Origin of the sequence: Buttiauxella sp. S19-1, assembly GCF_022134725.1 — a bacterium.
Taxonomy (GTDB): Bacteria; Pseudomonadota; Gammaproteobacteria; order Enterobacterales; family Enterobacteriaceae; genus Buttiauxella; species Buttiauxella ferragutiae.
On the sequence record NZ_JAHWLU010000012.1, the window covers coordinates 18264 to 39216 of the forward strand.

Below are 20953 nucleotides of genomic sequence, written 5' to 3' on the forward strand. Positions count from 1 at the left end.
ATATCGTGATTGGTCGACTCAGAGGCATCATCCTTGAAAAACAACCGCCGCTGGTACTTATGGAAGTCGGTGGCGTAGGGTATGAAGTCCACATGCCGATGACTTGCTTCTACGAATTACCGGATATCGGTAAAGAAGCGGTGGTATTCACTCAGTTCGTGGTGCGTGAAGACGCGCAGTTGCTCTACGGTTTCAACAACAAACAAGAACGTACCTTGTTCCGTGAGCTCATCAAAGTGAATGGCGTTGGCCCTAAGCTGGCGCTGGCCATCCTCTCCGGTATGTCTGCACAACAATTTGTGAATGCCGTAGAGCGTGAAGAAATTGGTTCATTGGTCAAATTGCCAGGCGTAGGTAAAAAGACCGCTGAGCGCTTGATTGTTGAAATGAAAGACCGCTTCAAAGGTATGCACGGCGACCTGTTTACTCCGGCGTCTGATCTGGTGCTGACCGCTCCGGAAAGTGGCGTGGCTGACGACGCAGAAGCAGAAGCGGTTGCGGCACTAGTATCACTGGGCTATAAACCACAAGAAGCCAGCCGTATGATTAGCAAAGTAGGGCGTGCCGGTGCTGATTGTGAAACGCTGATCCGCGAAGCACTCCGCGCAGCACTTTGAAGCCCCTGAGGTAGATGAAGGATGATTGAAGCAGACCGTCTGGTATCGCCAGACACCATCACCCCTGATGAGTTAATTGACCGAGCCATTCGCCCGCGTTTTCTGGCGGATTACGTCGGCCAGCCGCAGGTTACATCGCAAATGGAGATCTTCATCCAGGCGGCAAAACTGCGTGGGGATGCGCTTGATCATCTGTTAATTTTCGGCCCACCAGGTTTGGGTAAAACCACGCTGGCTAATATTGTTGCCAACGAGATGGGCGTTAACCTACGAACCACTTCCGGCCCCGTACTGGAAAAGGCAGGTGACCTGGCAGCGATGCTGACCAACCTCGAACCGCATGATGTTTTGTTCATTGATGAAATCCACCGCCTTTCACCGGTTGTTGAAGAAGTACTGTATCCGGCGATGGAAGATTACCAGCTCGATATTATGATTGGTGAAGGTCCGGCGGCGCGTTCAATCAAAATTGATTTACCCCCGTTTACCCTGATTGGCGCGACAACTCGAGCGGGTTCTTTGACTTCGCCACTGCGTGACCGTTTCGGCATTGTGCAGCGCCTCGAGTTTTATCAGGTTGCCGATTTGCAGCACATTGTTGGCCGCAGTGCCAGCGTGCTGGGGCTTGAGATGAGCGAAGAGGGCGCGCTGGAAGTGGCGCGTCGTGCGCGTGGTACACCGCGTATTGCTAACCGTTTATTGCGTCGCGTGCGTGACTTTTCGGAAGTACGGCACGATGGCACCATTAATGGTGACATCGCTTCGCAAGCGCTGGATATGCTGAATGTTGATACCGAAGGCTTTGACTATATGGACCGCAAGCTATTGTTAGCGGTAATAGACAAATTCCTTGGCGGCCCGGTCGGGCTGGACAACCTCGCGGCAGCAATTGGTGAGGAACGGGAAACGATTGAAGATGTACTCGAACCCTTCCTGATTCAGCAGGGCTTCTTGCAACGTACGCCGCGCGGGCGAATGGCAACGCCAAGAGCCTGGACTCATTTTGGGATTGTGCCACCCGCACAGCCTTGAATGATCTATACCCTAAATAATTCGAGTTGCAGTTAGGCGGCAAGGGAGTGAATCCCCAGGAGCTTACTTCAGTAAGTGACTGGGGTGAAGAAGTGCAGCCAACACCCCTGCAGCTTGAAGTATGACGGGTATAAAAAGCTGCTCATCTATTGTTGATAACCCCGGCTTTAGTCGGGGTTGTTTTTAACTACGGTCGTTTGTAGATAATCCTATCTAAAGTACTCGGTTGGTATTACTGGAATGTGTAACATATCGAACCGTTTTCAATCAGAATCGTTCTGACGCTGTTGCTGCGGTAAAGTCTGAACAGGCAGCAATATGATATCAACAGGGCTTCTCCCGATGCTAATGAACGGTCAGGTCACTGTGAAATGAGTTTCATAGGCTTTTACGAGACAGATTCCAGTTTGTGAAATTGTCTTAATTATCATAGAGAAAAACTCTAGTCGTCGGTAATAGTTAGCGGTATCTTTCCTGCGCACCTGCAAAATCAGGCGTCGGGATTGGAACCTCTGGTGGTGGAAGTTAAATCTTCTTATCGGAGGTTGCCAAATGGCTACGACCTCAACCCAGACTCACCCATCATCAACGCTTTCTAAAACCCAGCGCCGCTACACCGTCAGCTACGTGCCTGCTCAGGGAATTCACGATACGTCTTCAATACCTCTTCCTGGAGAATGGCTGGCAGAAGCCGGGCCGTGAAGTTGTCGTACATTTTCTTTGGTGTGTAATGACATCTACGTTACGCAAGCTGTATACTTATTACCCACAAACATCTATGAGGAAGATATCATGCCTGGTGCACAAAACATCGGTGTTAAGCGTGAAACGTTAAATTTGCGTATTAAGTCCACCGAGCGCGACCTGATCGACCGTGCAGCAAAAGTCAGAGGGAAAAATCGTACTGATTTTGTTCTGGATGCTGCTCGGGCAGCGGCTGAAGAAACGCTGCTTGAACAGCGTATTATTATGGTGGACCCCGAAGCTTATCAGGAGTTTCTTGCTCGCCTTGATCAGGCGCCGGAATCCAATGCGGCACTGCGTAAAACCATGCAGACAATCGCACCCTGGAATCATAAAAAATGATTGCCGCTCCTGAACCTCTACGCGCTGAACATGTTGTTAGCCAGTTTTGTTGCGGAGTGGAGTCTATGGATAGCTGGCTCAGACAGCGGGCGATGAAAAATCAGTTAACCGGTGCATCCCGTACTTTCGTTTGTTGTGATGAAGCAAGGGTGCTGGCTTACTATTCACTGGCATCAAGTGCGGTTGCACCGAACTCAGCGCCAGGTCGCTTTCGTCGTAATATGCCTGACCCGATCCCGGTAGTAATATTGGGGCGTCTGGCAGTTGATAAATCGTTACACGGGAAGGGCATCGGCAGGGCGCTGGTGCGTGATGCCGGACTACGGGTCATTCAGACAGCAGAAACGATTGGTATCCGTGGGATGCTGGTTCACGCCCTCTCTGAGGAAGCCCGGGATTTTTATTTACGCGTCGGGTTTGAACCCTCACCAGTAGAACCGATGACGTTGATGATCACTACTGGAGATTTAGTCGCCGCTCTTTGAACTGAGCGCCAAAAAGCGACTCAACTGTTCTTGTCACCCGAACTATTGCCAGTAGTCCGGGTGCTAAATAATTGTTTATGCCGCTTGTTTCTTCGCCATACTCAGCACAAACAACACCGCCGAACTCAATACCACTGATGGCCCTGCGGGCGTGTCATAGAATGCTGAGAACGTCAGCCCACCCGTCACGGAAAGCATCCCGATAATCACCGCGAAACCTGCCATCTGCTCAGGCGTGCGCGCAAAACGACGTGCGGTTGCCGCAGGAATAATCAGCAGCGAAGTGATAATCAGCGCACCAACAAATTTCATTGCAACGCCAATCGTCAGGGCTGTCACCAGCATCAACAGCATCTTCACTCGTTGCAGGTTAACCCCATCTACATGGGCGAGATCCGGGCTAATAGTCATCGACAACAAGTTGCGCCATTGCCAAAGCAGAACGCCGACGACCACCGCAACGCCCAACGCAATTGAGATAATGTCTGGCATGGTGACTGAAAGCAGGTCGCCAAACAGATAGGCCATCAAATCGACACGGACGTTAGACATCAAACTCACGACCACCAGACCCAGCGACAAAGCACTGTGTGCCAGGATACCTAAGAGGGTATCTAATGCCAGATGTGGGCGTTTCTCGAGCCAGACCAGGCCGAAAGCCAGCATTAACGTCACAGCAATCACGGCATAAAAAGGATTCACATTGAGCAATAAGCCAAAGGCCACGCCTAATAAAGAAGCGTGGGCGAGGGTATCGCCAAAGTAAGACATTCTACGCCATACAACAAACGAACCAAGCGGGCCAGCAGCGCACGCCAGCAGGATCCCGGCAAGCCAGCCGGGTAACAACAATTCAATCATGACTGGCCATTCCCTCTGCGCAGAACGATACGTCCGGTAAGATCGTGACGGTGATTATGGTGGTGACGATAAATGCCTAACTGCTCCGCACCACGCTGGCCGAACATCGAAATGAATTCCGGGTGCATCGACACCACTTCTGGCGTACCGGAGCAGCAAATGTGGTGGTTAAGGCACAGCACATCATCAGTTTTTGCCATCACTAGATGCAGGTCGTGGGAAACCATCAACACCGCGCAATCCAATTCGTGGCGCAGTTGATCAATCAGGTTATACAGTGCCAATTGGCCATTCACATCAACACCTTGCGTAGGCTCATCAAGCACCAGCAATTGCGGTTGATTGAGCAGCGCGCGTGCCAACAGGACGCGTTGGTTTTCACCGCCGGAAAGCTTTTGCATCGGGGCTTCAATCAGATGAGCGGCTTGAACGCGTTTAAGCGCTGGCAGAATATCCGCTTTTTTCACGCCAGGGCGCAGGCGCATAAAACGACTTACCGTGAGCGGCAGGGTGGCATCCAGATGCAGTTTTTGCGGCACATAGCCAATACGCAGGTCGCGGTCGCGCTTGATAACTCCTTCGTCAGGTGCTACCAGCCCAAGAACCACACGCACCAGCGTTGATTTTCCAGCGCCATTTGGCCCGAGCAGCGTCAAAATTCGGCCTGGCTTGAGGTCGAGTGAAATATCAGACAGCACACGGCGTTGTCCGAAAGAAACAGAAATATTTTCCAGTGATACCAGATTTGTCATGACAATTTCAGGGGTTGCAGAAGTTAGCGAATGTTATAATATCACACATCTCTGATTCATAACGATGATAAGTCGCATTATGTTACATAAAAACTCATTTCTTTGCGCAGCTTTAACAACTGCTTTTATGGCTACCGCAGCCGTGCCCGCACAGGCCGCCGTGGTTGCCTCTATCAAGCCATTAGGTTTTATTGCCGCAGCGATCGCTGACGGCGTGACACCGACAGAGGTTTTACTGCCAGATGGCGCTTCTGAGCATGATTATGCACTTCGCCCATCGGATGTAAAACGCTTACAAAGCGCGGACTTAGTGGTGTGGGTTGGCCCAGAAATGGAAGCCTTCATGCAGAAGTCGGTTAATCAATTAGCTGAACAAAAACAAGTGCAATTGGCTGTATTGCCGGGTGTGAAACCGTTGCTCATGAAAGGCGGTGACGACGACGACCATGGTCATGAAGGACATGACAATTCAGCCGAAAATAGTGATGTAGATCACCATCATGGTGAATACAACATGCATATTTGGCTTTCACCAGAGGTAGCGCGGCTGTCGGCGGTTGCAATCCACGATAAATTAGTGGAACTTATGCCCCAAAATAGAGCCAAACTTGACGCCAACTTGCAATCTTTCGAGTTAGGATTAGCCAACATCGACAAGCAAGTGGCTAACGTGCTCGCACCGCTCAAAGGTGAAGGGTATTTCGTTTTTCACGACGCTTATGGCTACTTTGAAAAACACTACGGTCTAACACCTCTTGGTCATTTTACCGTGAACCCTGAAATCCAGCCCGGTGCGCAGCGTTTACATGACATCAGAACACAGTTGGTTGAGCAAAAAGCCGTGTGCGTATTTGCTGAACCACAATTCAGGCCGGCCGTGATCAATGCCGTAGCCCGTGGTACTAACGTCCGTTCCGGAACGCTGGACCCACTGGGGATTGAGGTTAAGCTCGGCAAAGACAGCTATATGCAGTTTTTGAACGGGCTTGCGAACCAGTATGCGAGCTGCCTGAAAGGAGATTAACGAGGAAGTGAATACGTGCAACAGATAGCCCGCTCTGTCGCCCTGGCATTCGACAATTTGTCCCGGCCCCACCGCGTTATGCTGGGGTCGCTTACAGTTCTTACACTTGCGGTCGCTGTTTGGCGACCGTACGTCTATCATCCTGAAGCCAGCCCTGTTATCAAAACCATTGAGCTTGAGAAAAACGAGATCCGTTCGTTGCTTCCTGAGGCCAGTGAACCTTTAGACCAGTCTCCAGACGCTGAAGACGACACCATTCCGCAAGATGAACTGGATGATAAAACCGCCGGTGAAGCTGGGGTTCATGAGTATGTCGTGTCTACCGGGGATACGCTTAGCAGCATCCTGAACCAGTACGGAATTGATATGGGTGATATCAGCCAGCTTGCCGCGGTTGATAAAGATCTGCGTAACCTGAAAATCGGTCAACAACTTTCCTGGACGTTAAATGCTGATGGCGAGTTACAACGCCTGACCTGGGAAATGTCGCGCCGTGAAACACGCACCTACGACCGTTCAGGTACGGCCTTTAAGCTCAGTAGCGAAATGCAGCAAGGCGAATGGGTTAACAATGTTTTGAAAGGCACGGTAGGCAGTAGTTTCGTCAGCAGCGCGAAAGATGCTGGATTAACCAGCGCTGAAATCAGCGGAGTTATCAAGGCCATGCAGTGGCAAATGGACTTCCGCAAAGTGAAAAAAGGCGATCAGTTCGCGGTGTTAATGTCTCGCGAAATGCTTGAAGGCAAACGTGAGCAAAGTCGTTTGGTTGGCGTTCGTCTACGCAGTGGCGGTAAAGATTATTACGCCATTCGTGCAGAAGACGGCAAGTTCTACGACAGAAGCGGTTCGGGTCTCGCGAAAGGCTTTATGCGCTTCCCGACGGCTAAACAGTTCCGTATTTCATCAAACTTTAATCCTCGTCGCCTTAACCCGGTCACCGGTCGTGTTGCGCCGCACAAAGGTGTCGACTTTGCGATGCCGCAAGGTACGCCAGTGTTGGCTGTCGGTGATGGTGAAGTGGTGATGGCAAAACGTAGCGGTGCGGCAGGTTACTTCGTGGCTATTCGCCACGGGCGTTCATATACCACCCGCTACATGCACTTGAAGAAACTGTTAGTGAAGCCAGGTCAGAAAGTGAAACGCGGCGATCGTGTAGCACTGTCAGGGAATACCGGGCGCTCTACGGGGCCGCATTTGCATTATGAAGTGTGGGTTAACCAACAAGCGGTGAATCCGTTGACCGCGAAACTGCCACGTACCGAAGGGCTGACAGGCTCCGATCGTAACGAATATCTGGCTCAGGTTCGTGAAGTCACTCCACAGCTCAGTTTCAATTAATCCAGTGCTGTGAATAAAGCCGGTTCCCAGTAACCGGCTTTTTCTTTGTCTGAAAGGCATTACCCCGCTAAGATACTGATAAATTCATGTCATCAATGATTTGATGCTGTACTGAGAATATGAATGGAAAAAACTAAAAAAAGTCACAGTGAGTTCATTCCTGAATTTCAAAAGGCCTTCTTGCACCCGAAATTTTGGGGCGCCTGGCTAGGCGTTGGCGCTTTCGCTGGTATTGCGATGTTACCGCCGTCAATACGCGATCCTCTGCTGGGTAAAGTTGGGCGTATAGCCGGGCGCTTTGGTAAAAGTGCCCGCCGTCGCGCACAAATTAACTTGCTGTATTGCTTCCCGGAGATGCCGGAAGCCTCGCGCGAAGCTGTCATCGACGAGATGTTTGCTACTGCTCCTCAAGCGATGGTGATGATGGCTGAGTTGGCGATCAAGGACCCGCAAAAGGTCATGCAGCGTGTTGACTGGCATGGCAAAGAGATTATCGACGAGTTAAAGCAGCGGGAAGAAAATGTGATTTTCCTGGTGCCGCACGGATGGGGCGTGGATATTCCGGCGATGTTGTTGGCGTCGCAGGGGCAAAAAATGGCCGCCATGTTCCATAACCAGGGTAACCCATTATTTGACTACATGTGGAATACCGTGCGTCGCCGTTTCGGTGGCCGGTTACATGCGCGTAATGACGGGATTAAACCGTTTATCAGCTCTGTGCGTCAGGGGTATTGGGGATATTATTTGCCTGACCAGGACCATGGTGCTGAGCATAGTGAGTTCGTCGATTTCTTCGGCACCTATAAAGCGACATTACCGGCAATTGGCCGCTTGATGAAAGTAGCACGTGCGCGCGTTGTGCCATTGTTCCCGGTGTACAACAGCAAAACTCACCGCTTAGACATTCATATTCGTCCTCCGATGGACGATTTAGTTGATGCGGATGACAACACCATTGCTCGCCGAATGAATGAAGAAGTCGAAATTCTGGTGGGGCCGAATCTTGAACAATACACCTGGATTTTAAAATTGCTCAAAACCCGCAAGGAAGGGGAAACAGAACCCTACCGTCGCAAAGAGTTATATCCGAAGAAATAAGAAAGGGGCCAATTTGGCCCCTTTGTCATACAGCGATTGAATTACTCAACGCACAGAATGCGCGTCGTGTTGGTGGTACCAATGGTACTCATCACGTCGCCCTGGGTCACGATAACCAAATCACCGGAAATCAGGTAGCCTTTGTCACGCAGCAAATTCACTGCATCATTTGCAGCAGCAACACCGTCGCTTGGGCTATCGAAATGTACAGGCGTCACACCACGGTACAAAGAGGTGAGGTTCAGCGTACGCTCATGACGGGACATGGCGAAAATTGGCAAACCAGAGCTGATACGGGAAGTCATCAGCGCGGTGCGGCCTGATTCGGTCATGGTGATGATGGCGGTAACACCTTTAAGGTGGTTTGCCGCATACATTGCCGACATCGCAATCGCTTCTTCAACGTTGTCGAACTGCACGTCCAGACGGTGTTTAGAGACGTTGATGCTTGGGATTTTTTCTGCACCCAGGCAAACACGCGCCATTGCAGCAACCGTTTCAGCCGGGTATTGACCCGCAGCGGTTTCTGCAGAAAGCATCACCGCATCGGTACCATCAAGAACGGCGTTCGCCACGTCCATGACTTCGGCACGAGTTGGCATTGGGTTGGTAATCATTGACTCCATCATCTGAGTCGCAGTGATCACCGCACGGTTCAGTTTACGTGCGCGGCGAATCAGGGTTTTCTGAATACCGACCAGCTCAGGGTCACCGATTTCAACGCCCAGGTCGCCACGGGCAACCATAACCACGTCAGAAGCCAGGATAACGTCATCCATTGCCGCTTCGTCGCATACCGCTTCAGCACGCTCAACTTTTGCGACAATCTTCGCGTCACAGCCTGCTTCGCGCGCCAGGCGGCGAGCGTAGTTCAGATCTTCACCACAACGTGGGAAGGAAACCGCCAGATAATCGACACCGATTTTCGCTGCAGTGATGATGTCAGCTTTGTCTTTATCGGTCAGCGCTTCGGCTGACAGGCCGCCACCCAGTTTGTTGATGCCTTTATTATTCGACAGCGGGCCGCCTACGGTGACTTCGGTGAACACTTTCATACCCTGAACTTCGAGTACTTTTAGCTGAACACGGCCATCATCGAGCAGCAGGATGTCACCGGTGACCACGTCAGCGGGCAGACCTTTATAATCGATACCGACTTTTTCTTTATCGCCTTCACCTTTACCCAGGTTGGCATCCAGTAAGAATTTGTCGCCGATATTGAGGAAAACTTTACCTTCTTTAAAGGTAGAGACACGAATTTTTGGCCCTTGCAAATCGCCCAGAATAGCGACATGACGACCCAGTTTCGCGGCAATTTCACGAACTTTATCAGCACGGATCTGATGATCTTCTGCAGTACCGTGGGAGAAGTTCATACGCACCACGTTTGCGCCGGCTGCGATAATCTTTTCCAGATTATTGTCGCGATCGGTTGCCGGGCCTAAAGTGGTAACGATTTTGGTTCTACGTAGCCGTCTGGACATGTATTACTCCGTTGACTGAAACAACTTTGGTGTTGTGTTAACAAAAGATTCGGTAAATCGGAATGCGTTGAAAAACGCAATGTAACAACTTAACCGAATGACCTAAAAAGTTACAGCTTTGTTATATCTGTCTTACTTCGAGCTGCGGGAGTGCTGGCTGCAACTCAAACGATTTAAGCAGACTAATTTTGTTTTACTGGCTATCGCCAGAAACGAATAGCTCCTTATCAAAACGCGATTCTTTGAGCGCTTCTTTGACTCGCTTCAAGTTATCTCTGAATTTCGCGCCACGACGTAAAGTAAAACCGGTTGCCAGTACATCAATCACCGTTAATTGCGCGAGGCGAGAAACCATAGGCATATAAATGTCGGTATCTTCCGGCACGTCCAGCAGTAAAGAGAGGGTGGCTTCGCGAGCCAGTGGTGAGCCTTCAGAGGTAATGGCCAGCACAATGGCGTCGTTTTCACGCGCTAATTGCGCCAGTTCAACGAGGTTTTTGGTGCGTCCGGTATGCGAGATAAGCACGACAACATCTTCTTCACTGCAATTCATGCAGCTCATACGCTGTAACACCACATCGTCAGAATAGATAACTGGCACGTTAAAACGGAAGAATTTGTTCATCGCATCATGTGCGACCGCGGCCGAGGAACCCAAACCAAAGAAGGCAATTTTCTTCGCCTGCGTGAGTAAATCTACTGCGCGATTAACGGCAGCCATATCCAGTGATTGCCTGACCTGGTCAAGACTTGCCATCGCCGATTCAAAGATTTTGCCGGTATAAGCTTCTACACTGTCGTCTTCGTCAACATTCCGGTTTACATAAGGAGTGCCATTCGCCAGACTTTGCGCTAAATGTAATTTAAAATCCGGGAAGCCTTTGGTTTCGAGACGGCGGCAAAAGCGGTTGACTGTCGGTTCGCTAACGTCAGCGCTGCGGGCGAGGGTAGCAATGCTTGAGTGAATGGCATCTTGCGGTGCGGTAAGAATCACTTCTGCGACTTTACGTTCTGATTTGCTAAGGTGTTCCAGTTGGGACTGGATTTTGTCCAGCATATTCATAGGTGTCCGGCACTCATGGATTTTGTCGATTTCACTAACAGGAGAAATCGCGACACGATTTAGCAAGAATATACGCTTGCCCATCAGCGATTGGGCGGGAGAATAGGTGTAATGATGTTGTTTTTTTTCATTACATGATCAGCGTCTAACTTTAGACATGATATACATCAACAATAAATCGTCAGAAAATTCCACGGCACATCGCTAAAAGTGGCACTGACGGGCAAATGTTGCCCATGAATGTGATCTGATAATGGGCAAAGGTTTACCTGAATTCACTAAAAGCAGTACATTATTCTGTAATAAAATTACAAACGGGCCGGTGAATCCCCCCGGACATCCGAAACGAGGAGAATAGACATGGCGGTAACGCAGACAGCTCAGGCATGTGACCTGGTGATTTTCGGTGCAAAAGGCGACCTTGCGCGTCGGAAACTGCTGCCATCCCTGTATCAGTTGGAAAAGGCGGGGCAGATTCACCCGGACACTCGCATCCTGGGTGTAGGCCGCGCAGACTGGGATAAAGAGGCGTATACCAAAGTGGTACGCGAAGCGATCGAAACCTTTATGAAGGAAAAGATCGACGAAAGCCTGTGGGACAAATTGAGTAGCCGTCTCGATTTTTGCAACCTGGATGTTAACGATACTGCGGCGTTTACCAAACTCGGTAAGATGCTCGATCAGCAAAACCGTGTCACGATTAACTACTTTGCGATGCCACCAAGTACTTTTGGCGCCATCTGCAAAGGTTTGGGTAAAGCGAAACTTAACGCTAAACCTGCTCGTGTGGTGATGGAAAAGCCACTCGGCACCTCACTGGTGACTTCTCAGCAGATCAACGATCAGGTTGGTGAGTATTTTGAAGAGTGCCAGGTTTACCGTATTGACCACTACTTAGGTAAAGAAACCGTACTGAATCTGCTGGCGCTGCGTTTTGCGAACTCCCTGTTTGCCAATAACTGGGATAACAAAACTATCGATCATGTGGAAATCACCGTAGCGGAAGAAGTCGGGATTGAAGGGCGCTGGGGTTACTTTGACCAGGCCGGTCAAATGCGCGACATGATTCAAAACCACCTGCTGCAAATCCTGTGCATGATTGCCATGTCACCACCATCCGATCTGACTGCCGACCATATCCGCGACGAGAAAGTGAAAGTTCTGCAATCCCTGCGCCGTATTGACCGTAGCAATGTGCGCGAGAAAACGGTTCGTGGCCAGTACACGGCGGGCTTTGCACAGGGTAAAAAAGTCCCGGGTTACCTGGAAGAAGAAGGTGCCAACAAAACGAGCGGCACTGAAACCTTCGTGGCTATCCGTGTGGATATCGACAACTGGCGTTGGGCTGGCGTGCCATTCTACCTGCGTACCGGGAAACGTCTGCCGACAAAATGCTCTGAGGTCGTGGTTTACTTCAAGAGCCCTGCACTGAACCTGTTTAAAGATTCCTGGCAAGATTTGCCGCAAAACAAACTTACCATCCGTCTGCAACCGGACGAAGGTGTGGATATCCAGGTGCTCAACAAAGTGCCAGGGCTTGATCACAAGCACAACCTGCAAACCACCAAACTGGATCTGAGTTACTCCGAAACCTTTAACGAAACACATCTGGCAGATGCTTACGAGCGCCTGCTTCTGGAGACCATGCGTGGTATTCAGGCACTGTTCGTGCGTCGTGACGAAGTAGAAGAAGCGTGGAAATGGGTCGACTCCATCACTGAAGCATGGGCTGCGGACAATGATGCACCTAAGCCATATCAGGCCGGAACCTGGGGACCAGTGGCATCGGTGGCGATGATTACCCGTGATGGGCGTTCATGGAACGAATTTGAGTAATCCCCGTCATCCTTCAAGTTGCAGGGGGGTTGGCAGCACTCGCTCACCCCAGTCACTTACTAATGTAAGCTGCTGGGGATTCGGTCATTTGCCGTCTACCTGCAACTCGACTGATTTAGCGGATGGAATCGGTGTCATTGTGTAAAAATCGTGTAACAAACGATTCGTATTTTACCGGTAACATGATCTAGCGCCAAAGTGGTGAAAATTTTTTAATATAAAAGCCCTGACTGGATTCACCAGCAGGGCTTTTTTATTTACACTAGCTGAAGCGATTTTGCCCTGATGGTACGGATTGCCGCCTCATTGAGAGAAAAGAGCCGGTAACCTCGACCACCTGCCCAAAGCGACGGCAGCCACTTTAAAGAGGATCTTTTATGAATCCAATTTTGTTACGCGTAACAAAGCGCATCGTTGAACGTTCCCGCCAGACCCGTGAAACTTATCTGGCTCGCATCGAAAAAGCGAAGTCCAACACAGTCCACCGATCTGAGCTGGCGTGCGGAAATCTGGCCCACGGTTTTGCTGCTTGTCAGCCGGAAGATAAAGCTTCGCTGAAAAGTATGCTGCGTAACAACATTGCGATCATTACCTCCTACAACGACATGCTCTCCGCGCATCAACCTTATGAGTATTACCCTGATCAGATTCGTAAAGCGTTGCACTCTGTTGGTGCCGTAGGGCAGGTTGCAGGTGGTGTGCCAGCGATGTGTGATGGCGTGACTCAGGGCCAGGACGGCATGGAGCTTTCATTGCTGAGCCGCGAAATTATCGCGATGTCCACCGCTATCGGCCTGTCCCACAACATGTTCGACGGCGCGCTGTACCTGGGCGTATGCGACAAAATTGTCCCCGGTTTGACTATGGCTGCACTCTCATTTGGCCATTTACCAGCGGTGTTTGTGCCGTCAGGCCCAATGGCCAGTGGTTTGGCCAATAAAGAGAAAGTACGCATTCGCCAGCTTTATGCTGAAGGCAAAGTTGACCGTCTGGCATTACTGGAATCTGAAGCTGCTTCTTATCATGCGCCAGGCACCTGTACTTTTTACGGCACCGCCAATACCAACCAAATGGTGGTTGAGTTTATGGGGATGCAGCTCCCGGGTTCTTCGTTTGTTCATCCGGATGCCCCTCTGCGCCATGAACTAACGGCAGCAGCGGCACGTCAGGTAACGCGCCTGACAGGAAATGGCAACGAGTGGATGCCACTCGGTAAAATGATTGACGAAAAAGTAGTGGTCAATGGCATTGTTGCGTTGTTGGCAACCGGCGGTTCTACCAACCATACGATGCACCTGGTCGCGATGGCGCGTGCAGCAGGTATCATCATTAACTGGGATGATTTCTCTGATCTTTCTGATGTGGTGCCTTTGCTGGCGCGCCTGTACCCGAACGGCCCGGCGGACATCAATCACTTCCAGGCCGCGGGCGGTGTGCCAGTGCTAATGCGCGAATTGCTCAAAGGTGGCCTGCTGCATGAAGACGTGAACACTGTTGCGGGCTTTGGCCTGCATCACTACACCATGGAACCATGGCTGGATAATGGGCAGCTTGCATGGCGTGAAGGTGCGACAACCGCACTCGATACCGATGTCATTGCAACCTTTGAAAAACCATTCTCCAAACACGGCGGCACCAAAGTGCTTAGCGGTAACCTCGGCCGTGCAGTAATGAAAACCTCTGCAGTTCCCGTGGAAAATCAAATTATCGAAGCTCCCGCCGTCATCTTTGAAAGCCAGCATGACGTTTTGCCAGCGTTTGAAGCAGGTCTGCTGGACCGTGACTGCGTGGTTGTTGTGCGCCATCAAGGGCCAAAAGCGAATGGCATGCCAGAATTACATAAACTTATGCCGCCACTTGGGGTATTATTGGACCGCTGTTTCAAAATTGCGTTAGTCACTGATGGACGACTGTCGGGTGCATCAGGTAAGGTGCCCTCAGCAATCCATGTTACGCCAGAAGCCTATGATGGTGGGTTGCTGGCGAAAGTCCGTGATGGCGATATGATTCGCGTCAATGGTCAAACGGGTGAACTGACATTGCTGGTCGATGATGCAGAGCTTGCAAAACGCACTGCATATCACCCGGACCTCAGCGCTGATCGCGTTGGAACCGGCCGTGAACTATTTAGCGCGTTACGCGAACAGTTATCTGGCGCGGAACAGGGCGCGACCTGCATTAAATTTTAAGGACCAGATGTAGCAATTGCCGCACTGGAAACGAATTATAAAGTTGGTTGAAGAGGCCTTATTAGATGAAAAACTGGAAAACTACTGCGGAACAGATCCTGAAAACAGGGCCGGTTGTCCCGGTTATTGTAATTAACAAACTGGAACACGCAGTACCAATGGCTAAAGCATTAGTTGCTGGTGGCGTGCGCGTTCTGGAAGTGACTCTGCGTACTCCATGTGCAATGGACGCGATTCGCGCTATCGCTAAAGAAGTACCAGAAGCGATTATTGGTGCGGGTACCGTTCTGAACCCAGAGCAACTGGCAGAAGTGACCGAAGCTGGCGCGCAGTTCGCTATCAGCCCGGGTCTGACTGAGCCACTGTTGAAAGCGGCAACCGAAGGCTCAATTCCATTGATTCCGGGTATCAGCACTGTTTCTGAACTGATGCTGGGTCTGGATTACGGCTTGAAAGAATTCAAATTCTTCCCGGCTGAAGCGAATGGTGGCACCAAAGCACTGCAAGCTATTGCGGGCCCATTCTCTCAGGTTCGTTTCTGCCCAACTGGCGGGATCACACCGGCTAACTACCGTGATTACCTGGCACTGAAAAGCGTTCTGTGTATCGGTGGCTCATGGTTGGTTCCGGCTGACGCACTGGAAGCAGGTGATTACGACCGTATTACTCAGCTTGCTCGTGAAGCGGTTGAAGGCGCGAAATAATACGCCATTCTTTAAGTTGTAGCTGCGTAAAACCGGTCACATAGATAACGATGTGACCGGTTTTTTTATCCTTTGACGATAACCGCTTTGGTTGCGGCAATCGCACGCGCAATCGCATCTTCCACGCTAGAACCTGTTGCCAGCGTGACACCCATACGGCGTTTACCTTCAATCTCCGGCTTACCAAACAGACGCACCTGCAAACCGGCACCTACCGCACCCGCGACGTTACCGTACTGGACGTTATCACTGGTTAATTCTGGCAGGATCACCGCAGAAGCCGCCGGGCCATACTGGCGAATATCGCCAATTGGCAAGCCGAGGAAGGCGCGGACATGTAATGCAAACTCTGACAAATCCTGAGAAATCAGCGTCACCATGCCGGTATCATGTGGACGCGGGGAAACCTCGCTGAAAATGACCTCATCGCCACAGACAAACAGCTCAACGCCAAACAACCCGAAGCCCCCCAGGGATTTCACGACTTTCTCGGCAATTTCCTGCGCGCGACAAATCGCAACATCACTCATCTTTTGTGGCTGCCACGACTCACGATAATCGCCGTCTTCCTGACGATGACCAATTGGCGCACAGAAATGCACGCCATCGATTGCACTGATGGTCAACAAAGTGATTTCAAAATCAAAATTCACCACCCCTTCGACAATGACGCGTCCTTTGCCTGCCCGGCCACCGAGTTGAGCGTATTCCCAGGCTTTGGCTAACTGGTCGGCATTGCGGATAAAGCTTTGCCCTTTGCCTGAAGAGCTCATTACCGGTTTAACGATGCAAGGGAAGCCAATTTCTTCGACGGCTTGCAAGAAAGCGCTTTCGCTATCGGCAAAGCGGTAGCTTGAAGTGGGCAGTTCTAACTCTTCAGCTGCCAGACGACGAATACCTTCGCGGTTCATGGTCAACTTAGTGGCTCGGGCGCACGGGACAACGTTCTGGCCTTGCTGCTCCAGTTCTACCAGCATATCCGTGGCAATGGCTTCAATTTCGGGAACGATAAAATCGGGCATTTCAGCAGCGACCAGCTTTTTAAGTTCGGCACCATCAAGCATATTAATGACATGACTACGGTGCGCGACGTGCATCGCTGGGGCATCAGCGTAGCGGTCTACGGCAATCACTTCCAGCCCCAGACGTTGACATTCAATTGCCACTTCTTTTCCTAATTCGCCTGAACCCAACAACATCACACGTGTAGCTGAAGGACGAAGCGCTGTTCCCAACATTGACATAATCTGTATACCCAAACGGAGAAAATAGACCGGCGAATTATAAACGAAAACGTTTGCGTACGCAGCGACTTTCCCGCTTGCGATGCAAGGGTAATATTATTATACTGTTTAAATAAACAGTTAAGCCGGAGCTGCAAAATGGCGGTTGAAATCAAATACGTTGTAGTACGAGAGGGGCAAGAAAAAATGTCATTTGCCAGTAAAAAGGACGCAGACGCCTATGACAAAATGCTCGACCTGGCCGAAGTGTTGAGTGACTGGCTCACTCAAAGCCCAATTGCTCTCGAAGAAGGCCAAAATGACGTGCTGGCCATGTGGATGGCAGAAAACAAAGATGTGCTTTCGACCGTACTGAAAAGCGGCAAATTGCCAGAGCTGGAAACGGCAACAGCAGCAGATGAAACGCCTGAAGTCGTTACTGAAGAAGAGGCTTCTGATGATAAAGTAGCCGAACATCCACGTAAACGCACCAAAGCCGCTTAAGTTTTATCGCGTCGGAATACCGGCGCGGTTCTTTTCTCATCTTTAGTCTTATCAGACACTTCTTGACAGCCTTTCACCTAACCTCAGTGGCTATGTTCTAAAACAAGGGTGTCTCTCATGAGTAATTGGTTACAGCAGCTTCAGTCTATGCTGGGACAAACGACACAGCCCGGCCAAAAATCTTCCAGGCACAATCAACCCTCTCAAGATCCTCAGGGGCTGAGCAAATTACTGGTACCTGGCGCGCTGGGTGGCTTAGCGGGGTTACTGCTGGCAAGTAAATCATCGCGTAAATTACTCACTAAATACGGAACCAGCGCGCTGTTGGTTGGCGGTGGGGCAGTCGCTGGAAGCGTGATGTGGAGCAAATATAAAGATCGCGTCCGTGAAACCCATCAGGGGGAGCCGCAATTTGGGCAGCAACAATCGCCAGTTGATGTGCGGACCCAGCGTCTGGTAATGGCATTGGTCTTTGCCGCGAAAAGTGACGGCCATATCGATGACAAAGAGCGCCAGATAATCGAACAACAGTTGCGGGATGCGGGTATTGAAGAGTCAGGCCGTACGCTGATTCAACAGGCTATCGATCAACCGCTCGATCCACAGCGTTTGGTCCAAGGCGTTAATAACGAAGAAGAAGCTCTGGAACTTTATTTCCTCAGCTGTGCGGCAATCGATATCGACCACTTTATGGAACGTAGCTATCTCAGTGCGTTAGGCGATGCGCTAAAAATCCCACAAGATGTGCGCGAAGGTATTGAAAAAGATATTCAGCAACAGAAACTCAATCTGCCGGGTTAACCCCGGCATTTTTCTCAAAATCCCACGTTACGCTTGCAAGGCTGTCTTAATTTGCCACCCTTACAGGGTGTTAACTCAAAAATGAAAATCGACATGCCACCAAAAGCTAAAAAAATTCCTCACACCATGTCAGTTCATGGCGATACCCGCATCGATAACTATTATTGGTTGCGCGACGACGAGCGCGCAGATGCGCAAGTACTTGATTATCTGCATCAGGAAAATGATTACGGCCATCAAGTCATGAGCACGCAACAGGCGCTACAAGAACGCTTGCTCAAAGAGATGATCGACCGTATCCCACAACGCGATGTCTCCGCGCCCTATACGCAAAATGGCTATCGTTATCGCCAGGTTTTTGAAACCGGAAATGAATACGCCATTTATCAGCGCCAGTCGGTGATGCTGGCTGAATGGGAAGAGTGGAGCACGCTGGTGGATGGTAATCGCCGTGCTGCCCACAGTGAATTTTATACGATGGGCGGGATGAGCATCACGCCTGACAATACTGTGCTGGCATTGGCGGAAGATTTTCTTTCGCGTCGCCAGTACGGTTTGCGTTTCCGCAATCTGGAAACCGGGAACTGGTACCCGGAAGTGCTGGAAAATGTCGACAGCAGTTTTGTCTGGGCGAATGATTCCGCCACGCTTTACTACGTCCGCAAGCACCCTAAAACGCTGCTGCCATATCAGGTCTGGCGACATACGGTAGGGCATCCTTCCACGTCCGACGAGTTGGTTTACGAAGAGAAGGACGAAATGTTTTATGTCAGCGTGCATAAAACGACTTCGAAGCATTTTGTCCTGATTTACCTGAGCAGCGCGACGACCAGCGAAGTGTTGTTGCTGGATGCCGAGCTGGTGGATGCGCAGCCACAAAGTTTTGCACCACGCCGTAAAGACCACGAATACACTCTCGATCACTATCAACATCATTTTTATCTGCGTTCGAATCGTGAAGGCAAAAACTTTGGTTTGTATCGCTCAAAAGTGCGCGACGAAAGCCAATGGGAAGAGCTGATTCCACCACGTGAAAACGTCATGCTGGAAGGGTTTACGTTGTTTACCGATTGGCTGGTTGTTGAAGAACGCCAGCAAGGGCTAACCAGCCTACGGCAAATTAACCGTAAAACGCACGAAGTGACCGGAATTGCTTTTGACGATCCGGCATACGTAACTTGGGTTGGCTACAATCCTGAACCGGAATCTTCCCGACTACGTTACGGTTACTCGTCAATGACTACGCCTGATACCTTATTCGAGCTGGATATGGATACCGGCGAGCGGCGCGTCATTAAACAAAGCGAAGTGGCGGGATTTGATGCCAGTCACTATCGCAGTGAACATTTATGGATAACGGTACGAGATGGCGTCCAGGTGCCGGTATCACTGGTTTATCACCGTGAACATTTCATCCGTGGGAAAAATCCACTTTTGGTGTACGGCTATGGCTCGTATGGCAGCAGTATGGATGCTGATTTCAGCAGCAGCCGTTTGAGCCTGTTAGACCGTGGTTTTGTCTATGCGATTGCCCACGTGCGTGGCGGCGGTGAGCTTGGCCAACAATGGTATGAAGACGGCAAATACCTAAAGAAAATGAATACATTCAATGATTATCTGGATGTGTGTGATGGTTTGCTGAAGTTGGGATACGGCGATGAAAATCTGTTGTATTCCATGGGGGGGAGCGCAGGCGGGTTATTAGTGGGCGCGGCTATCAATATGCGTCCGGATTTGTTTCACGGTGTGGTCGCGCAAGTGCCATTTGTTGACGTGCTTACCACCATGCTAGACGAGTCAATTCCGTTAACCACGGGTGAATTTGAAGAATGGGGGAATCCGCAAGATGTTGAGTATTACCACTACATCAAACAGTACAGCCCATACGACCAAATCACCGCGCAGGCTTATCCGCATATACTGGTGACCACGGGTTTGCACGACTCGCAAGTGCAGTATTGGGAACCCGCCAAATGGGTCGCAAAATTGCGCGAAACACGTATCGACGATAACTTGCTGTTGTTATGTACTGATATGGACTCGGGGCATGGTGGGAAATCAGGGCGATTCAAATCATACGAAGGTGTGGCGCTGGAGTTCGCGTTCTTGATTGCCCTGGCGCAAGGCACCTTACCAGGGCGTGTGGAGTAATGCGTTTTTACCCTTCGAGATAATGTTTCAGCGTCATTCTGAGATCCGGTGCTAATTCTTTGATGTTATTTAACATCCAACGTAAATAGCCCGGATCTTTATCCGCAATTTCAGCAATGGGCTGGCCACGATACTTGCCAAACGCCATGGTGGTGACCATCGCCGGACGGCCAGTAATAGTCACCATCTGATCGGGTGTCCAGCCGGATTCTTCCATAATCCGCAACAGCAAAGCGGCGGTAATGTAGCAATCGAACAGGGCGCGGTGGTGATGCAAGCCTGCCGGTGTTTCCACTTCAAGCTTGAGCGATTTATATAAACCCATGTTGCTGTATTTGATACCGGGCCATAAACGGCGGGCCAGTTTTACGGTACAAATCCATTCGCTGTCAGGCAGTTCAGGCAACATTCGCTGGTCAAAGCTGGCGTTATGGGCAACATAATAGGGGCTGCCGTGGTAGCGCGGAATGACATCTTCAATCCACGGTTTATTCGCCACCATTTCTTCAGTAATCTTATGAATGGCCATCGCCTGGTGACCAATGGGACGATCCGGACGCACCAGATCGCTCATTGGATTAACAATCTCACCATTGACGATATCGACAGACGCCACTTCCACCACGCCGCCCTGCAAACCGCAGGTTTCCGTATCAATAATGCGCAGCATATTCACTCCATCAGAACTTCGCTGGTTTCAATAAC

The 20953-nt window shown here is 50.5% G+C and carries 20 protein-coding genes; 14 read left to right on the forward strand and 6 right to left on the reverse strand.

The annotated features are described in order from the left end of the window. Positions 1 to 5: 5 nt before the first annotated feature. From ruvA to MES37_RS04840, 5 genes are all read left to right on the forward strand, one after another. On the forward strand, positions 6 to 617 hold the full coding sequence (gene ruvA, locus MES37_RS04820; RefSeq protein ID WP_064545891.1) for a Holliday junction branch migration protein RuvA: 612 nt from the start codon (positions 6 to 8) through the stop codon (positions 615 to 617). 21 nt (positions 618 to 638) lie between these two features. Beyond that, complete coding sequence (ruvB, locus tag MES37_RS04825) at positions 639 to 1649, forward strand: Holliday junction branch migration DNA helicase RuvB (protein ID WP_064545893.1); 1011 nt, start codon at positions 639 to 641, stop codon at positions 1647 to 1649. A 552-nt stretch (positions 1650 to 2201) separates the two neighbouring features. After that, on the forward strand, positions 2202 to 2351 hold the full coding sequence (locus MES37_RS04830) for a type I toxin-antitoxin system SymE family toxin (protein ID WP_237930229.1): 150 nt from the start codon (positions 2202 to 2204) through the stop codon (positions 2349 to 2351). A gap of 90 nt (positions 2352 to 2441) precedes the next feature. Continuing rightward, entirely contained in the window at positions 2442 to 2735 is a 294-nt protein-coding gene (locus tag MES37_RS04835) for a type II toxin-antitoxin system TacA family antitoxin (RefSeq protein WP_064545895.1), read from the forward strand. Beyond that, positions 2732 to 3220, forward strand: a complete 489-nt coding sequence (locus MES37_RS04840) for a GNAT family N-acetyltransferase (protein WP_133521652.1) — start codon at positions 2732 to 2734, stop codon at positions 3218 to 3220. Before MES37_RS04835 ends, MES37_RS04840 begins: the two co-directional genes overlap by 4 nt. Before the next feature lie 75 nt (positions 3221 to 3295). Here MES37_RS04840 and znuB read toward each other — a convergent pair whose 3' ends face one another. Together znuB and znuC are read right to left on the reverse strand one after the other, a co-directional pair. Beyond that, positions 3296 to 4081: a zinc ABC transporter permease subunit ZnuB gene (gene znuB, locus MES37_RS04845; RefSeq protein ID WP_064545898.1), complete on the reverse strand. Its 786-nt coding sequence runs from the start codon at positions 4079 to 4081 to the stop codon at positions 3296 to 3298. Continuing rightward, positions 4078 to 4833: a zinc ABC transporter ATP-binding protein ZnuC gene (gene znuC / locus MES37_RS04850; protein ID WP_064545899.1), complete on the reverse strand. Its 756-nt coding sequence runs from the start codon at positions 4831 to 4833 to the stop codon at positions 4078 to 4080. The genes znuB and znuC overlap by 4 nt, the downstream gene beginning before the upstream one ends. 79 nt (positions 4834 to 4912) lie before the next feature. On the opposite strand from znuC, the gene znuA reads away from it, so the two are divergent. The 3 genes from znuA to lpxM all read left to right on the forward strand — a co-directional run bounded on the left by znuA (position 4913) and on the right by lpxM (position 8293). Beyond that, on the forward strand, positions 4913 to 5857 hold the full coding sequence (gene znuA, locus MES37_RS04855; protein WP_064545900.1) for a zinc ABC transporter substrate-binding protein ZnuA: 945 nt from the start codon (positions 4913 to 4915) through the stop codon (positions 5855 to 5857). A gap of 15 nt (positions 5858 to 5872) precedes the next feature. Next, on the forward strand, positions 5873 to 7195 hold the full coding sequence (gene mepM, locus MES37_RS04860; protein ID WP_074388553.1) for a murein DD-endopeptidase MepM: 1323 nt from the start codon (positions 5873 to 5875) through the stop codon (positions 7193 to 7195). 123 nt (positions 7196 to 7318) lie between these two features. Continuing rightward, positions 7319 to 8293, forward strand: coding sequence for a lauroyl-Kdo(2)-lipid IV(A) myristoyltransferase (gene lpxM, locus MES37_RS04865; RefSeq protein WP_064545904.1), 975 nt, complete (start codon positions 7319 to 7321; stop codon positions 8291 to 8293). Positions 8294 to 8334: 41 nt separating this feature from the next. Here lpxM and pyk read toward each other — a convergent pair whose 3' ends face one another. Further along, on the reverse strand, positions 8335 to 9777 hold the full coding sequence (gene pyk / locus MES37_RS04870; protein WP_064545906.1) for a pyruvate kinase: 1443 nt from the start codon (positions 9775 to 9777) through the stop codon (positions 8335 to 8337). 193 nt (positions 9778 to 9970) lie between these two features. Then, positions 9971 to 10840, reverse strand: coding sequence for a MurR/RpiR family transcriptional regulator (locus MES37_RS04875; protein WP_064545908.1), 870 nt, complete (start codon positions 10838 to 10840; stop codon positions 9971 to 9973). A 360-nt stretch (positions 10841 to 11200) separates the two neighbouring features. Between MES37_RS04875 and zwf the strand changes: the two genes are divergently transcribed. The 3 genes from zwf (at position 11201) to MES37_RS04890 (ending at position 15569) form a co-directional block, all read left to right on the forward strand. Then, positions 11201 to 12676 (forward strand): glucose-6-phosphate dehydrogenase, encoded by a 1476-nt coding sequence (gene zwf, locus MES37_RS04880; protein WP_064545910.1) that lies wholly within the window; start codon positions 11201 to 11203, stop codon positions 12674 to 12676. Between the two features lie 377 nt (positions 12677 to 13053). Further along, the gene (gene edd, locus MES37_RS04885) at positions 13054 to 14865 is read left to right on the forward strand and encodes a phosphogluconate dehydratase (RefSeq protein WP_064545912.1); all 1812 of its coding nucleotides are present in this window, start codon (positions 13054 to 13056) and stop codon (positions 14863 to 14865) included. A 65-nt stretch (positions 14866 to 14930) separates the two neighbouring features. Then, the gene (locus MES37_RS04890) at positions 14931 to 15569 is read left to right on the forward strand and encodes a bifunctional 4-hydroxy-2-oxoglutarate aldolase/2-dehydro-3-deoxy-phosphogluconate aldolase (protein WP_121813650.1); all 639 of its coding nucleotides are present in this window, start codon (positions 14931 to 14933) and stop codon (positions 15567 to 15569) included. 65 nt (positions 15570 to 15634) lie between these two features. On the opposite strand, the gene purT is transcribed toward MES37_RS04890, so the two are convergent. Continuing rightward, positions 15635 to 16813 (reverse strand): formate-dependent phosphoribosylglycinamide formyltransferase, encoded by a 1179-nt coding sequence (gene purT / locus MES37_RS04895; RefSeq protein ID WP_121813649.1) that lies wholly within the window; start codon positions 16811 to 16813, stop codon positions 15635 to 15637. 138 nt (positions 16814 to 16951) lie between these two features. Between purT and MES37_RS04900 the strand changes: the two genes are divergently transcribed. From MES37_RS04900 to ptrB, 3 genes are all read left to right on the forward strand, one after another. Next, on the forward strand, positions 16952 to 17296 hold the full coding sequence (locus MES37_RS04900; protein ID WP_064545919.1) for a YebG family protein: 345 nt from the start codon (positions 16952 to 16954) through the stop codon (positions 17294 to 17296). Positions 17297 to 17413: 117 nt separating this feature from the next. Further along, on the forward strand, positions 17414 to 18097 hold the full coding sequence (locus MES37_RS04905; protein ID WP_237930246.1) for a tellurite resistance TerB family protein: 684 nt from the start codon (positions 17414 to 17416) through the stop codon (positions 18095 to 18097). Between the two features lie 93 nt (positions 18098 to 18190). After that, complete coding sequence (gene ptrB, locus MES37_RS04910) at positions 18191 to 20248, forward strand: oligopeptidase B (protein WP_064546017.1); 2058 nt, start codon at positions 18191 to 18193, stop codon at positions 20246 to 20248. Between the two features lie 7 nt (positions 20249 to 20255). On the opposite strand, the gene exoX is transcribed toward ptrB, so the two are convergent. Next, positions 20256 to 20918: an exodeoxyribonuclease X gene (gene exoX, locus MES37_RS04915; protein WP_064545921.1), complete on the reverse strand. Its 663-nt coding sequence runs from the start codon at positions 20916 to 20918 to the stop codon at positions 20256 to 20258. Positions 20919 to 20953 lie beyond the last annotated feature (35 nt).

What these genes read in the sequence shown, in the direction of transcription:
- znuB (WP_064545898.1), bottom strand. Translation starts at nt 4,081, where the DNA reads ATGATTGAATTGTTGTTACCCGGCTGGCTTGCCGGGATCCTGCTGGCG.
- ptrB (WP_064546017.1), top strand. Translation starts at nt 18,191, where the DNA reads ATGCCACCAAAAGCTAAAAAAATTCCTCACACCATGTCAGTTCATGGC.
- ruvB (WP_064545893.1), top strand. Translation starts at nt 639, where the DNA reads ATGATTGAAGCAGACCGTCTGGTATCGCCAGACACCATCACCCCTGAT.
- znuC (WP_064545899.1), bottom strand. Translation starts at nt 4,833, where the DNA reads ATGACAAATCTGGTATCACTGGAAAATATTTCTGTTTCTTTCGGACAA.
- znuA (WP_064545900.1), top strand. Translation starts at nt 4,913, where the DNA reads ATGTTACATAAAAACTCATTTCTTTGCGCAGCTTTAACAACTGCTTTT.
- pyk (WP_064545906.1), bottom strand. Translation starts at nt 9,777, where the DNA reads ATGTCCAGACGGCTACGTAGAACCAAAATCGTTACCACTTTAGGCCCG.
- purT (WP_121813649.1), bottom strand. Translation starts at nt 16,813, where the DNA reads ATGTCAATGTTGGGAACAGCGCTTCGTCCTTCAGCTACACGTGTGATG.
- MES37_RS04890 (WP_121813650.1), top strand. Translation starts at nt 14,931, where the DNA reads ATGAAAAACTGGAAAACTACTGCGGAACAGATCCTGAAAACAGGGCCG.
- MES37_RS04900 (WP_064545919.1), top strand. Translation starts at nt 16,952, where the DNA reads ATGGCGGTTGAAATCAAATACGTTGTAGTACGAGAGGGGCAAGAAAAA.
- MES37_RS04830 (WP_237930229.1), top strand. Translation starts at nt 2,202, where the DNA reads ATGGCTACGACCTCAACCCAGACTCACCCATCATCAACGCTTTCTAAA.
- zwf (WP_064545910.1), top strand. Translation starts at nt 11,201, where the DNA reads ATGGCGGTAACGCAGACAGCTCAGGCATGTGACCTGGTGATTTTCGGT.
- edd (WP_064545912.1), top strand. Translation starts at nt 13,054, where the DNA reads ATGAATCCAATTTTGTTACGCGTAACAAAGCGCATCGTTGAACGTTCC.
- lpxM (WP_064545904.1), top strand. Translation starts at nt 7,319, where the DNA reads ATGGAAAAAACTAAAAAAAGTCACAGTGAGTTCATTCCTGAATTTCAA.
- MES37_RS04875 (WP_064545908.1), bottom strand. Translation starts at nt 10,840, where the DNA reads ATGAATATGCTGGACAAAATCCAGTCCCAACTGGAACACCTTAGCAAA.
- MES37_RS04905 (WP_237930246.1), top strand. Translation starts at nt 17,414, where the DNA reads ATGAGTAATTGGTTACAGCAGCTTCAGTCTATGCTGGGACAAACGACA.
- exoX (WP_064545921.1), bottom strand. Translation starts at nt 20,918, where the DNA reads ATGCTGCGCATTATTGATACGGAAACCTGCGGTTTGCAGGGCGGCGTG.
- MES37_RS04840 (WP_133521652.1), top strand. Translation starts at nt 2,732, where the DNA reads ATGATTGCCGCTCCTGAACCTCTACGCGCTGAACATGTTGTTAGCCAG.
- MES37_RS04835 (WP_064545895.1), top strand. Translation starts at nt 2,442, where the DNA reads ATGCCTGGTGCACAAAACATCGGTGTTAAGCGTGAAACGTTAAATTTG.